The organism is Curtobacterium sp. PhB115, from assembly GCF_003752025.1.
In the GTDB taxonomy this organism is placed as follows: domain Bacteria; phylum Actinomycetota; class Actinomycetes; order Actinomycetales; family Microbacteriaceae; genus Curtobacterium.
The window spans coordinates 1,104,402-1,116,490 of record NZ_RJKR01000005.1 but is presented as its reverse complement, the minus strand read 5'-3'; the positions used below and the strand labels follow the sequence as shown (position 1 = coordinate 1,116,490).

Annotated in this window: 15 protein-coding genes; 12 read left to right on the top strand and 3 right to left on the bottom strand. The window is 70.8% G+C overall.

What is annotated here, in order from left to right:
- Positions 1-168 precede the first annotated feature (168 nt).
- Entirely contained in the window at positions 169-609 is a 441-nt protein-coding gene (locus tag EDF19_RS05495; protein WP_123679848.1) for an OsmC family peroxiredoxin, read from the bottom strand.
- 123 nt (positions 610-732) lie between these two features.
- Between EDF19_RS05495 and EDF19_RS05490 the strand changes: the two genes are divergently transcribed.
- From EDF19_RS05490 to EDF19_RS05480, 3 genes are all read left to right on the top strand, one after another.
- Positions 733-1,347: a DUF805 domain-containing protein gene (locus EDF19_RS05490; protein ID WP_123679847.1), complete on the top strand. Its 615-nt coding sequence runs from the start codon at positions 733-735 to the stop codon at positions 1,345-1,347.
- Positions 1,348-1,372: 25 nt separating this feature from the next.
- Complete coding sequence (locus EDF19_RS05485) at positions 1,373-2,416, top strand: NAD(P)-dependent alcohol dehydrogenase (RefSeq protein ID WP_123679846.1); 1,044 nt, start codon at positions 1,373-1,375, stop codon at positions 2,414-2,416.
- Between the two features lie 90 nt (positions 2,417-2,506).
- Positions 2,507-2,866, top strand: a complete 360-nt coding sequence (locus EDF19_RS05480; protein ID WP_123679845.1) for a hypothetical protein — start codon at positions 2,507-2,509, stop codon at positions 2,864-2,866.
- Here the strand turns inward: EDF19_RS05480 and EDF19_RS05475 are convergent.
- Complete coding sequence (locus EDF19_RS05475) at positions 2,848-4,743, bottom strand: gamma-glutamyltransferase family protein (protein WP_123679844.1); 1,896 nt, start codon at positions 4,741-4,743, stop codon at positions 2,848-2,850. The genes EDF19_RS05480 and EDF19_RS05475 overlap by 19 nt on opposite strands.
- A gap of 90 nt (positions 4,744-4,833) precedes the next feature.
- On the opposite strand from EDF19_RS05475, the gene EDF19_RS05470 reads away from it, so the two are divergent.
- The 8 genes from EDF19_RS05470 to EDF19_RS05435 all read left to right on the top strand — a co-directional run bounded on the left by EDF19_RS05470 (position 4,834) and on the right by EDF19_RS05435 (position 10,555).
- On the top strand, positions 4,834-5,268 hold the full coding sequence (locus EDF19_RS05470; RefSeq protein WP_123679843.1) for a helix-turn-helix transcriptional regulator: 435 nt from the start codon (positions 4,834-4,836) through the stop codon (positions 5,266-5,268).
- Positions 5,265-5,741 carry an SRPBCC domain-containing protein gene (locus tag EDF19_RS05465; RefSeq protein ID WP_123679842.1) on the top strand — a complete coding sequence of 159 codons (477 nt, stop codon included), beginning with the start codon at positions 5,265-5,267 and terminating at the stop codon, positions 5,739-5,741. Before EDF19_RS05470 ends, EDF19_RS05465 begins: the two co-directional genes overlap by 4 nt.
- A gap of 119 nt (positions 5,742-5,860) precedes the next feature.
- On the top strand, positions 5,861-7,057 hold the full coding sequence (locus EDF19_RS19490) for a peptidoglycan DD-metalloendopeptidase family protein (RefSeq protein ID WP_123679841.1): 1,197 nt from the start codon (positions 5,861-5,863) through the stop codon (positions 7,055-7,057).
- A 172-nt stretch (positions 7,058-7,229) separates the two neighbouring features.
- Positions 7,230-7,439 (top strand): ribonuclease PH, encoded by a 210-nt coding sequence (locus EDF19_RS05455; protein ID WP_185022691.1) that lies wholly within the window; start codon positions 7,230-7,232, stop codon positions 7,437-7,439.
- A complete protein-coding gene (locus EDF19_RS05450; protein WP_148071036.1) occupies positions 7,436-7,837 on the top strand; it encodes a helix-turn-helix domain-containing protein in 402 nt (133 codons plus the stop codon). Before EDF19_RS05455 ends, EDF19_RS05450 begins: the two co-directional genes overlap by 4 nt.
- A gap of 114 nt (positions 7,838-7,951) precedes the next feature.
- The gene (locus tag EDF19_RS05445; protein ID WP_123679839.1) at positions 7,952-9,049 is read left to right on the top strand and encodes a type I restriction endonuclease; all 1,098 of its coding nucleotides are present in this window, start codon (positions 7,952-7,954) and stop codon (positions 9,047-9,049) included.
- Positions 9,050-9,104: 55 nt separating this feature from the next.
- A complete protein-coding gene (locus EDF19_RS05440) occupies positions 9,105-9,908 on the top strand; it encodes a sulfite exporter TauE/SafE family protein (protein WP_123679838.1) in 804 nt (267 codons plus the stop codon).
- Positions 9,905-10,555 carry a DNA alkylation repair protein gene (locus tag EDF19_RS05435; RefSeq protein WP_123679837.1) on the top strand — a complete coding sequence of 217 codons (651 nt, stop codon included), beginning with the start codon at positions 9,905-9,907 and terminating at the stop codon, positions 10,553-10,555. Before EDF19_RS05440 ends, EDF19_RS05435 begins: the two co-directional genes overlap by 4 nt.
- Positions 10,556-10,732: 177 nt before the next feature.
- Here EDF19_RS05435 and EDF19_RS05430 read toward each other — a convergent pair whose 3' ends face one another.
- Complete coding sequence (locus tag EDF19_RS05430; protein ID WP_123679836.1) at positions 10,733-11,098, bottom strand: nuclear transport factor 2 family protein; 366 nt, start codon at positions 11,096-11,098, stop codon at positions 10,733-10,735.
- A gap of 22 nt (positions 11,099-11,120) precedes the next feature.
- Between EDF19_RS05430 and EDF19_RS05425 the strand changes: the two genes are divergently transcribed.
- On the top strand, positions 11,121-12,038 hold the full coding sequence (locus tag EDF19_RS05425) for an aminoglycoside phosphotransferase family protein (RefSeq protein ID WP_123679835.1): 918 nt from the start codon (positions 11,121-11,123) through the stop codon (positions 12,036-12,038).
- The last annotated feature ends 51 nt before the right edge of the window (positions 12,039-12,089 follow it).

The following is a 12,089-nucleotide window of genomic DNA, read 5'->3' as shown; positions in this document are numbered from 1 at the left end:
TTTTGTTTGGCTGGCCCATCCGGCTTGGGGGCGCGGGGGGCCCGCCCCGCCCCCCTCCGGGCCGGGGGGGGGGGGGGCCCGGGGGCCCCCCCGCCTCCAGTGAGAGAGGTGGTCGCGTCCAGGACGCGTCCCGTCTACTGCTCGGTGTCGGCTCCTGCTCGGTGTCTGCTACTGCTCGAACGTCGCGTGGAGCGTGATCTCGACACCCGTGAGCGCCTTGCTGACCGGGCAGGTCGCCTTGGCGTCCTCGGCGGCCTTCAGGAAGGTCGCCTCGTCGATGCCGGAGGCCTCGCCGGTCACGGTGAGGACGATGCCGGTGAGCTTGAAGCCGCCGGCCGAGTCCGGGCCGAGCGAGACGTCGGCCTTGACGTCGAGGGCTTCGACCGTGCCGCCGGCCTCACCGAGGACCGCGGAGAACTGCATCGCGTAGCAGGCGGAGTGCGCTGCGGCGATGAGCTCCTCGGGGCTGGTGGTGCCGCCGGCGTCGTCGGCTGCGCGCTTCGGGAACGAGACGTCGTAGGTGCCGACCTTCGAGCTGGAGAGCTCGACCTGACCGGAACCGTCGTTGAGGCCGCCGTTCCAGGCGGTGCGTGCGGTGCGAGTGGGCATGGCCGCTCCTTTCGTGTGGGGGATCGGCCCCGTGCAGGACCGTCGCAGCCGAGTCAAGCGGAGAACGCTCGTTCTCGCAACGGGCTCACGGCGAAGACGCAGGTCTGCCCTACGATCGGGCGCATGGGGGACAGTCTTGCCACGAACTTCCGCGAGCGCGCACTCGAGCAGGGTCCGGTCGACGTCACGAACCCGCTCGTCGCCTGGGTACGGTTCTGGACGCAGGGATGGCGTTTCCACGGGCGGGCGAGTCGCACCGAGTTCTGGTGGGTGATCGCCCTCGAGCTCGCACTCGTCGGAGCAGCGCTCGCGGTCGTCGGTGCGCACGGGACGGGTGGACGGTGGGAGTTGTACGTCGATCCGTTCGGGGCCATCGCATCGCCGCGGGTCTCGTTCCACCTCGTCGACCGCGGGCAGGGGTCGTGGTTCGGCTGGGGGACGGGCGCGCGGGACGTCTGGCCGGACGCGTGGGACCTGGTGCTGCTCGTCCCGGTGCTCGTCACCATCGTGCCGCGCTGGTCGCTGCTCGTGCGACGGCTGCACGACCGGGACCACTCCGGCACGTGGATCCTGCTCCTCGTGTTCACCGGGCCGATCGGATGGCTCGTGGTGATGGGGATGGTCGCCAGTCGATCACGGCAGCGCGGTGCCCGGTTCGACCGCGGAGTGTTCGCCGGTCGGCGTCTCCCCGACGTCGATGAGCAACAGGTGTCGGCCAAAACGACAGGTGTAGCCTGAATGGTGTTCTGAGGAGGAGCAACCCATGCGCGCCGTCGTGTTCGAGCAGTACCAGACGTTCCCGTCCCTCACCGAGGTCCCGAAGCCCACGCCGGGTCCGGGGGAGGTGCTGCTGCAGGTCGCCGGTGCCGGTGCGTGCCACTCGGACGTCGCCGTGTACCGCGAGTTCCAGGCCGGCCAGCCCGGAGCGCAGGCGCCGTCGTTCACGCTCGGGCACGAGAGCTCCGGCTGGGTCGAGTCCGTCGGCGACGGGGTCACCGGCTTCACCCCGGGCGACGCCTACCTGGTCTACGGACCGGTCGGCTGCGGCCACTGCTCGTACTGCTCGAAGGGGCAGGACACCTACTGCGAGAACGCCGCGACGAACCCGTACATGGGCATCGGTCTCGGCTGCGATGGTGGCATGGCGGAGTACGTCACCGTGCCCGCGCGGAACCTCGTGCCGCTCGGCGACGCCGACCCGATCGCCGCAGCGCCCCTGAGTGACGCCGCCCTCACCCCGTACCACGCGATCAAGAACGCGCTGCCGAACCTGGCTGGTGGCGGTCGCTTCGCGCTCGTCGTCGGGCTCGGTGGCCTCGGACAGATCGCCGTCCAGATCCTCACGGCGCTCACCGGCGCCACCGTCATCGCGACCGACACGAAGCAGGACGCGATGGACCGCGCTGCTGCCCGCGGCGCGATCACGGTGCCCGGCGGCCCCGACCAGGCCGAACGCATCCGCGAGATCACCGGCGGTCGCGGGGTCGACGCCGCGTTCGACTTCGTCGGTGCCACCCCCACCATCAAGGTCGCGCAGGCGTCGATGGCGATCGGTGGACGGTTCACCGTCGTCGGGATCGCCGGCGGCACCACCGAGTGGAACTTCTTCGCGACCCCGTACGAGTCGACGATCACGAACACCTACTGGGGCACCATCGAGGAGCTCCACGAGGTCGTCGCGATGTACCGCGCTGGCCAGATCGTGCCCGACGTCGAGCGGTACGCGCTGTCGGACGCCCTCGAGGCGTACCGGAAGCTCGAGGCCGGGGAACTCTCGGGCCGCGCGGTCGTGGTCCCGACCCTCTGAGATCGGTTCGGTAACGGTTCCTTCCCGTCCGGATCGCCCGGCGGTACCGTGGGGCAACGGGCCCGTCGGGGCACCGGGCAGGAGGGGACCATGGCCGGGAACGCAGACCACACCGAGGCCGTCGCACGGCCGACCACCGCGGACAGCGAGGGCGGCGCGGTCACGATGGGGATCCCGTACGACGCGCCGGCGCACGGTGCCGGGGCGTCCGACACGGGACCGGTCACGCCGCTCGGCCTCGCGTGGCGGATCGTCGCGTCGCTCGTGCTCGCGGCGGTCGGCATCAACGCCGTCGTCCGGATCGTCGTGATCATGGTGCAGCCCGACGCGCTGTGGGTCGCAGCGCTCGGCATGGCCGTCATCGCGATCGTGGCGCTCGCCTACCCCGTCGTCAACGTCGTCCGCTGGGTGCGGGCATCGCGCCGGAGCGCTCAGCGCCCGGCTGCGTAACCCTGGGCGCCGCGCGAGTTCGCGGCGGCACCGAGCACCCCGGTCGACGGGTTCCGCGTCACGCAGCACAGCCGTCCGAGGGCCCAGTCACCGGCACGGGTGACGACGTGCCCGCGTGCCTCGAGACCCGCGATCACGTCGTCGCCGAGTCGGTCCTCGACCACGAGTCCGGCCGGTTCCCACGTCCGCGGCCAGAACGAGCCGGGGAACGACGTGGTGTGCAGTGCCGGGGCGTCGATCGCCTGCTGCGGGGAGTACCCGCCGACGATCCAGCGCAGCAGGAACAGCAGCTGCCACTGGTCCTGCTGGTCCCCACCGGGTGAGCCGAGTGCCGCGACCGGTTCGCCGTCGCGGAGCACGAGCGTGGGGGTCAGCGTGGTGCGGGGGCGCTGCCCGGGGCGCAGTGTCGATGCCGTGCCCTCCTCGAGCCAGGTCATCTGCAGTCGGGTGCCGAGGCAGAACCCGAGCTCCGGGATCGTCGGCGAGGACTGCAGCCAGCCGCCGGAGGGTGTGGCGCTGACGATGTTGCCCCAGCGGTCGACGACGTCGATGTGGCAGGTGTCGCCGCGGGTCTCGCCGTCCGGCGCCACGAAGGGCTCACCGCGGTCCTCGACCGGCACGACGGGAGCGACCGGCACGACCGGATTCGCCGTCGCACGGTCAGCGCTTCGCGTGACCTGCACGGTCGGCTCGCCGAGCCCCGCGCCCGCGCCGGTTCCGTACGTCTCGCGGATCGGGGGCAGCGCGTACTCGACCCCCGAGATCGTGCCCGGCCGCAGTTCCGCGGACGCCCGGTCCCCGATCAGCGCCCGCCGACCGTCGGTGTACGCGTCGGACAGCAGCACGTCGAGTGGGACGTCGCCGTCGCCGTAGAAGGCCTCACGGTCGGCCAACGCGAGCTTCTGCGCCTCGGCGATGGTGTGCGCGCCGAGCTCGGTCGACGGGTCGAGGAGCGCGTCGTCGAGCGGTTCGAGCAGGCGCAGGGTCTGCAGGAGCGCCGGGCCCTGCCCCCACGGGCCGGTCTTCGCGATCGTGTACCCGCGGAACTCGGCCGTCGTCGCCGGTTCGTAGGACGCCCGGAACGCCGCGAGGTCGGACGCCCGGACGACCCCGGCGTGGTCGGTGCCCGACGAGTGCCGGTGCGGTTCGCGGACGAACCGGTCGATCGCCTCGGCGACGAACCCTTCCGCCCATTCGCTCCGGGCCGCGTCGATCTGCGCGGCGCGACCGCCGGCGCCGTCGCCGGCGGCGACCAGCCGGTCGAAGACGGAGGCGAGCGCCTCGTTGCGCACCAGGTCCCCGGGGACGGGCACCGCGCCTCCCGGCAGCCACTGCGTGGCGGAGGTGGGCCAGTGCTCCTCGAAGAGCCCCCGCACGGCGGTGATGGTGCGGACGACGGCGGGCGCGACGGGGTGGCCATCGCGGGCGTAGCCGATCGCCGGTGCGAGGACGTCGGCGAGCTCCCACGTGCCGTGGTCGCGGAGGAGCAGGAGCCAGGCGTCGACGGCGCCGGGGACGGTCGCTGCGAGCGCTCCGGATCCGGGGACGAGGTCGAGGCCTTCGGAGCGGTAGTGCTCCGGCGTCGCGCCCTCGGGCGCGGGCCCCTGACCCACGAGCACGATCGGCGTCGGGTTCGTGGCGGTCGCGAACACCGCGGTTAGGTCGCCGCCCGGGCCGTTCAGGTGCGGCTCGACGACGTGCAGGACGAAGGCGCCGGCCGTGGCGGCGTCGAACGCGTTCCCGCCGCGTTCGAGCACCGACTGCGCGGTCGCCGTGGCGATCCAGTGCGTCGACGCGGCCATGCCGAAGGTGCCGCCGAGGTCCGGTCGCGAGGTCTGGGTGGCGGGCGGGACGAAGGCGGGGTTCGGCGTCGGCATGCTCCCATCTTGGCCCTTGCGTCAGACCCCCGACCCGCGCATACTGAACGCGCCGGTTAATTAACCGCCAGGTTCATCAGGAGGTGCGCGATGGAGCCCGACCGCATCGACGCCGTCCTGTCGGCGCTCGCCGACCCGATCCGACGCCGCATCGTCGAACGACTCGGGAAGGGCGAGGCGACCGTCTCGGACCTGTCCACCCCGTTCGACGTCAGCGGCCCGGCGATCTCGCGCCACCTCGGCGTCCTCGAACGCGCCGGCCTCATCAGCCGCGAGCGGCACGGCACCTGGCGCACGTGCCGCCTCCGGCCAGAGGCCGTCGACGAGCTCGGCGCATGGCTGGGCGGGCTGCTGCCCGTCTGGGACCGCCGGTTCGACAGCCTGGAGGCCGTGCTCGCCGCCCGGCGCACGCCCGCCCCGGTGGGCGGTCCGTCCACCGCCCCACCCACCACTTCCACGAGTTCCGCCAGTTCCGCCAGTTCCGCCAGTTCCGCCTTCACCGTCGATCCGCAGGAGCAGTCATGACCGATCAGTTCACCGCACACGCCACCCACCGGTTCGCGTTCCCCGTCGAGGACGTCTACCGCGCGTTCGTCGACCCGGCGCAGCTCGCGCTGTGGTTCGGTCCGCTCGGCTTCCACGTCCCCGCCGCCACCGTCGAGGTCGACGCCCGGGTAGGTGGCGCCTGGAACCTCACGATGGTGAGCAACGACAACGCGGAGTGGTCGTCGCCCGTCACCTCGACGCTCGAGCAGATCGAGGAGAACCGCCTGATCGTGGGGACGTCGACCGCCCACGGCATCCCCGGGGTCGAGGACGGCACGCAACTGTCCCTGACGATCGAGTTCGCCTCCGACGGCGACGGAACGGTCCTCACCCTCACCCAGGGGCCGTTCCCCGAGGTCATGCGCGACATGAACATCGCCGGGTGGACGCAGTCGTTCCACAAGCTCGAAGCCCTGCTCGCGACCCCGAAGGAGTTCTTCCAGGCACCGTGACCCCCCTGTCAAGGGGCTTGCGCAGGGTGTTGCAAAAAGCGACCATCGTTCGGCGACTCGTACAGGGCGAGCGCCGAACGGCTGCGCAGGGGCGTGGTCGATTCCAGGGCAGGGGATCCATGACCACCACTCCGTCGACCGTCGCACGTGTGCGCCGGCTCCCACGCATCGCCGGCGCCGTCACGGCACTGGCCCTCGCCGCGGGTGCGCTCGTCGTGACGGCCGAGCCGGCTGCGGCATCCGCCGTGTACGTGGGCACCGCGCCCGCCGGCACCACGATCTACCCGGGTGACTCGGTGACCTCGCCGAACGGCCAGTTCAAGCTCATCATGCAGGGCGACGGGAACCTCGTCGAGTACGGCATCGGCAACCAGGTGCTCTGGGCGTCGAACACCGCCGGGTCGCCCGGCGCGGTCGCCGTCGTCGGCCGGAACCGTGCCCTCGACATCACGAAGAACGGCAAGCGGCTCGCCCGCTGGGCCTCGGCCGGCAGTGCGAACTCGACCGCCCTGAAGCTCCGCGCCGACGGCACGATGGCGCTCCTCGCCGGCAGCTCCGTCGTCGTGAACTGGACCACCTACCAGGACCGGGTCCCCTCGGGGAACACGCTCCTCGGTGGCACGGTCCTGCGGTCCGACCCGACCTCGACCCGCGTCCTGAACATGCGCACCGACGGCAACCTGGTGCAGAAGGTCAGCGGTCGCGTGGTCTGGCAGTCCCGGACCGGCGGCCACCCCGGCGCCTGGGCCGAGCTGCAGAAGAACGGCAACTTCGTCGTCTGGACCCGCAACGCCGCACGCAAGAAGGTCGCTCTCTGGACCTCGCGGACGAGCACTGCCGGTGCCGGCAACCTGCTCGTGCAGGTCGACGGCAACGTCGTCCTCTACGGCTCGAAGGACACCCGGGTCTGGTCGAGCCGACCGGTGACCGGGCTGGCCTGGCCGGTCGCGGGCACCAAGATCAGCGGGCGGTACGGCGACGACCGCGGCGCCGGGCACGTCCCGCGCTACCACCAGGGCACCGACGCACCCGTACCGGTCGGCACGAAGGTCTACGCCTCGGGGACCGGAACGGTGACGACGACCGTCGCGAACGACGCCGCGTACGGCAACTACATCGTGGTGACCTACGGGCTGACGACGGTGCTCACGGCACACCTCAGCAAGATCGAGGTGAAGAAGGGGCAGGTCGTGAAGCTCGCGACCGAGATCGCACGTTCCGGCAACACCGGGCAGTCGACCGGTCCGCACGTGCACGTCGAGACGCGCCGGAACGGCACCCTCATCGATCCCCTGAAGAACATGCACTTCCGCTGATCCTGCGGAGCGCTCGGCGTTCCACTTCGTGAGCAGAAATGGTCGGGTCGCCTTCGGGCACCCGACCATTTCTGCGCACGGGACGGCCGCCACCTCGCTCGGTACGACGGAGGGTTATCCCGCTCTGTCTATGCTCCTTGACTTGAAGTGTCAAGCGCCGTAGACATAAGGTATGAAACGGCAGGCGGTGCTCAAGCGGCTCAAGATCGCGGCGCGCGCTGCGGGCCTCGAGTACCGCGAAGTCGAGCTGGCGAACCACACTGGCGTCGTCGTCGGCGGTACGCGCAGCACGATCGGCCGCCACTCCGAGATCGCGGACGGGACCGCTCGGGCGTTCTTCAAGCAGTACGAGCACGAATTCGGGAAGGGGTGGTGGCGATGACCTACACGTCGCACGCACACCGTGAGGGCAACTGGTGGGTCGTCCAGAACGACCAGTTCCCCGGCGCGATCTCGCAGGTGCGGCGGCTCGATCTCGCCGCAGACGCCCAGCGTGAAGCGATCGCGTTCGTCGCTGACGTCGACCAGGCCGACGTGACCGTCGTCATCCGTGCAGAACTCGAGCCCGCACTCGCCCGGTCACTCGACGAGGCGTTCGCGCTCCGGGCCGAGGCCGAGGAGAAGGAAGCTCGGGCGCTGTCGCTGCGCCGGGCGATCGCAGTGTCCCTCAAGGACGACGGCATGACCCTGCGCGACATCGCCGTGGTGCTCGGTGTCTCGTACCAGCGAGTCCACCAGCTCGTGCACGAGCGAGATGCAGCGGCGCTCGCTGCATCGTGATGTCGTCCTGTTCTCAAGGGGGCTGCACAGCACGCCCCGCGAACGGGGGAGGCCCACGCGGTCGATGGGTGACGAGTCGTCAACTAGCGTTGCCCTGAGCACAGGGGAGAAACAATGGAGTTCGAAGAGCGTCTCGCCGCGATGGCGACGAAGGTGCAGAACCAGCGCGATGCCATCCAGACCGAAGAAGCGACGAAGAACGCGTTCGTCATGCCCTTCATCTCGACGATCCTCGGGTACGACGTCTTCAACCCGCTGGAAGTCGTGCCGGAGTTCACTGCCGATGTCGGCGTGAAGCGCGGCGAGAAGGTCGACTACGCGATCATGCGCGACGGCGAGGTGCAGATCCTCATCGAGTGCAAGAAGTCGACCGAGCCGTTGAAGATCGAGCACGCATCGCAGCTGTTCCGTTACTTCTCAGTCACGAACGCCCGGATCGCCGTCCTGACGAACGGCGAGGTCTACAACTTCTACACAGACCTCGACGCGCCGAACAAGATGGACGACCGTCCATTCCTGGTGCTGGACCTCGCCGACATCGACGAGACGCTCCTTCCAGAACTGAGCAAGCTCACGAAGGACGTCTTCGACCTCGACTCGGTGATCAGTGCCGCAGAGGAACTGAAGTACGTCGGTTCGATCAAGCGAGCGATCGCGGCACAGTTCCGTGAGCCGGAAGAGGACTTCGTCCGCCTCTTCACGTCGCGTGTCTACGACGGTCGGTTCACGCAGGAAGCGCGAACGCAGTTCACGGCGCTGGTCGCGAAGGCCTCGAAGCAGTTCCTCAACGAGCAGGTCAACGATCGGTTGAAGACTGCTCTCGGTGCCTCGTACAGCGCGCCCGTCGGGGCGGACGCACCCGCAGAAACCGTCACGAGCGCAGCGGTTGCCGAAGACGACCTCGATCGCGACACCGAGATCGAGACGACGCTCGAGGAGCTCGAGGGTTACCAGATCGTCAAGGCCATCGCCTGCAGCGAGGTCAAGCCGGACCGCATCGCGCACCGCGATCAGAAGTCGTACTTCGCGGTGCTGCTCGACGACAACAACCGCAAGCCGATCGCCCGCCTCTGGTTCAACGGCAAGAAGCAGAAGTACCTCGGCCTCTTCGACGAGAACAAGGTCGAGACGAAGCACCCGATCGATGAACTGGACGACATCTACCTCCACGCGGCTTCGATCCGGGAGGGCGTGGGGCGGCTCGCGAACTGAGTAACCATTTCTGCTCACGAAGTGGGGCGGCCGCGGCGCGGATACCCTTGAGGCGATGAAGACGCGCGGTGGGACCGGGATCGTGTTGGTGGCGATCGGGGTCCTCGCGGGGATCCTGTCCGGGCTGTTCGGCGTCGGTGGTGGGGTCATCGTGGTGCCGGCGCTCATGGCATTCGTGCACATGGACCAGCGCCGGGCCTCGGCGACGTCGCTCGTGGCCATCGCCCCCGCAGCTGTCGTCGGCGCGATCACCTACGCCGTGCAGGGTGACGTGCACTGGTCGGCGGCGCTCACGCTCGCGATCGGCAGCGTCGTCGGTGCCCCGCTCGGCGCCCGGCTCCTCCGTGCGCTCCCGCTCCGGGTACTGCCCTGGATCTTCGTCGGCTTCATCGCCGTCGTGCTCGTCTCGCTGTTCACCACGGTGCCGACGCGTGGCGGCGAGGTGCACTTCGGCGTCGTCGAGGCGATCGTGCTCCTGCTGCTCGGGCTGTTGTCGGGCGTGCTGTCGGGGCTGGTCGGGGTCGGCGGTGGCGTCGTGATCGTGCCGGGACTCGAGGTCGTGCTCGGCGCCGGCGACCTGCTCGCGAAGGGCACGTCGCTGCTCACGATGGTGCCGACGTCGGTGTCGGGTACGGTCGCGAACCTCCGTCGTCGGACGGTGGACCTGCGGGTCGGGTTGACGGTCGGCATCACCGCCGCGGTCTGTTCGCCGGCGGGGGCGTGGCTCGCACGCCTCGTCGACCCGCAGGTGGGCACCTGGCTCTTCGCCGCGTTCCTGGTGGTCGTGGCGGTCATCGTGCTCAGCCGTGGTCGTCGGACCGCACGCCGGAACGACGCGACGGACGGTGAGGTCGCATGACGGGCCTCCAGGCAGGGAAGAACGGCAGAGGCAACGACGCAGGGGCTGTGCTCGTCGCGTTCGCGCGCACCAGCGGCGACGTCGCGGCGGCACGCCGGGTGGCGCGGCAGTTCCAGGGCCTCGACGAAGGTGAGCGGTCCGCGCTGCTCTGGAGCGAGGACCCCGGGGCGAAGCTCGTCGCGGTGCTGCTGCTCGTGCAGGCGATGCGGGAACGGCCGGACCCGGAGCTGACCGACGAGTACCTGTCGGCGGCGAAGGCGGAGCGCTTCGATGACACTGCACCCGTCGACCTCGGAGCCGAGGAACTCGTCGGCGCCCCGCTCGTCGGCGGCTCGACCGGTCCGCTCTTCGCGCTCGTCAAGTCGGACGTCGCGATGGTCCGGCGGATCGCGGTCGTGGCGACGCTGGCGTTCGCGAAGCAGGGCGACGCCGAGGTGCCGCTCGCGATCGCAGGTCGCCTGGTGCGCGAGCGGAGCGACACGGTGCAGTCCGCGCTCGGGTGGGTGCTGCGCGAGACGGGCAAGCGGGCGTCGGAGCCGGCACTCGTCGCGTTCCTCGAGAAGAGCGGGCGGTTCCTGACGCCCGCGGCACGGCAGACGGCGACCGAGCACCTCGCACCGGCCGACCGCGACCGACTGCGCGGCTGACCGCGACGTGCTGCGCGGCTGACCGCGACCGACTGCGCGGCTGACCGCGCCCGACTGCGCGGCTGACCGCGACCGAGCTCACGCCCCCAGCGACAGATCACGCGCTCGCCCGCGCACGAACTGTCGGTGAGCGTGGAGTCGCGACCGCACACAGCGGTCAGACCACGTCAGACCACGTCAGGCCGGGTCGGGCTCCGCCAGCACGGTCGTCAGCGCCACGATGACGTCGTCACGGACCTCGATCACGTCGACGCCACGGACGACGGGCGCTCCGACGGGACCGAAGCCCCACGCGAGCGCACCGTGCGTCGCGGAGACGTACCGGCGTCCCTCCTCCACGAACTGGAACGCGCCGGGCGCCCCGTCGAGGAGCTCGGCGGCTTTCTGCTCGAGCGCGTCCCGCCCGACGACGGTGGCCTCCGGGTCGGTGAAGGTCACGTCGGAGGAGTAGGTCCGCTCGATCGCCGCCCGTCGGGAAGCGGGGTCCCGGTTGCCGAAGACGTCGTGGAGGTTCGCGGTCAGGAGCTCGGACACGGTGGCCATGCCCGGAGCCTAACCTGGGTCCATGCACACCGACGTGCCCCGGATCGACGCCGCTCTGGTCGAACGACTCATCGCCGCCCAGTTCCCCGAGTGGGCGGACCTGCCCGTGCGCGAGGTCGACCCGCAGGGCTGGGACAACCGCACCTACCGGCTCGGAGACGCGCTCTCCGTCCGACTGCCGAGCGCCGAGGGGTACGTCGCCGCGGTCGAGAAGGAGCAGGACGTCCTGCCGTACCTCGCGCGTCGCCTCGACGTCGCCGTACCCGAACCGGTCGGGCTGGGGGAGCCGGGCGACGGGTACCCGTTCCCGTGGTCGGTCCGGCGGTGGCTCGACGGGACCGTGGCCTCCCGGGCGATCGGCATCGACCACCGTCGATTCGCGGAGGACGTCGGCGCGGTGCTCCGCCAGCTCCGGAGCATCCCCGCCACCGGTGGACCCGTCGCCGGCGCGCACTCGTTCCACCGCGGAGGGCACCCGTCGTACTACGGCACCGAGGTGGTGGCGGCGCTCGACGCGCTCGGCGACGGGGTCGATCGCGAAGCGTGCGAGGAGGTCTGGGAGCGGGCGATCGCGAGCCGTTGGGAGGAGCCCGACGTCTGGTTCCACGGGGACGTCGCACCCGGGAACCTGCTCGTCACGGTGGACGACGACGACGGCGGCAACGACCACGGCGCCGCGCGGCTCAGCGCACTGATCGACTTCGGCACGTGCGGCGTCGGGGACCCCGCGTGCGACCTGGTCCTGGCGTGGACGTTCCTCGATGCCCCTGCCCGCCGGGTGTTCCACGACGCGGTCGGGCTCGACGCCGACACGTGGGGCCGGGCGCGCGGGTGGGCGCTCTGGAAGAGCCTCATCATGCTCGCCGGGAGCGCCGGCCCCGGGGACCGTGCCGAGCACGAGGCAGTGCTCGCCGCGGTGCTCGCCGACCCCGTGGTCTGAGCCGCAGCACGCTGCGGGGACACCCGCGGCGAGCACGCGGCACGCCGTGCG

Bases quoted from the DNA above. Each gene is read 5' to 3' on its own strand.
- EDF19_RS05495 (WP_123679848.1), bottom strand. From the start codon at position 609: ATGCCCACTCGCACCGCACGCACCGCCTGGAACGGCGGCCTCAACGAC.
- EDF19_RS05490 (WP_123679847.1), top strand. From the start codon at position 733: ATGGGGGACAGTCTTGCCACGAACTTCCGCGAGCGCGCACTCGAGCAG.
- EDF19_RS05485 (WP_123679846.1), top strand. From the start codon at position 1,373: ATGCGCGCCGTCGTGTTCGAGCAGTACCAGACGTTCCCGTCCCTCACC.
- EDF19_RS05480 (WP_123679845.1), top strand. From the start codon at position 2,507: ATGGCCGGGAACGCAGACCACACCGAGGCCGTCGCACGGCCGACCACC.
- EDF19_RS05475 (WP_123679844.1), bottom strand. From the start codon at position 4,743: ATGCCGACGCCGAACCCCGCCTTCGTCCCGCCCGCCACCCAGACCTCG.
- EDF19_RS05470 (WP_123679843.1), top strand. From the start codon at position 4,834: ATGGAGCCCGACCGCATCGACGCCGTCCTGTCGGCGCTCGCCGACCCG.
- EDF19_RS05465 (WP_123679842.1), top strand. From the start codon at position 5,265: ATGACCGATCAGTTCACCGCACACGCCACCCACCGGTTCGCGTTCCCC.
- EDF19_RS19490 (WP_123679841.1), top strand. From the start codon at position 5,861: ATGACCACCACTCCGTCGACCGTCGCACGTGTGCGCCGGCTCCCACGC.
- EDF19_RS05455 (WP_185022691.1), top strand. From the start codon at position 7,230: ATGAAACGGCAGGCGGTGCTCAAGCGGCTCAAGATCGCGGCGCGCGCT.
- EDF19_RS05450 (WP_148071036.1), top strand. From the start codon at position 7,436: ATGACCTACACGTCGCACGCACACCGTGAGGGCAACTGGTGGGTCGTC.
- EDF19_RS05445 (WP_123679839.1), top strand. From the start codon at position 7,952: ATGGAGTTCGAAGAGCGTCTCGCCGCGATGGCGACGAAGGTGCAGAAC.
- EDF19_RS05440 (WP_123679838.1), top strand. From the start codon at position 9,105: ATGAAGACGCGCGGTGGGACCGGGATCGTGTTGGTGGCGATCGGGGTC.
- EDF19_RS05435 (WP_123679837.1), top strand. From the start codon at position 9,905: ATGACGGGCCTCCAGGCAGGGAAGAACGGCAGAGGCAACGACGCAGGG.
- EDF19_RS05430 (WP_123679836.1), bottom strand. From the start codon at position 11,098: ATGGCCACCGTGTCCGAGCTCCTGACCGCGAACCTCCACGACGTCTTC.
- EDF19_RS05425 (WP_123679835.1), top strand. From the start codon at position 11,121: ATGCACACCGACGTGCCCCGGATCGACGCCGCTCTGGTCGAACGACTC.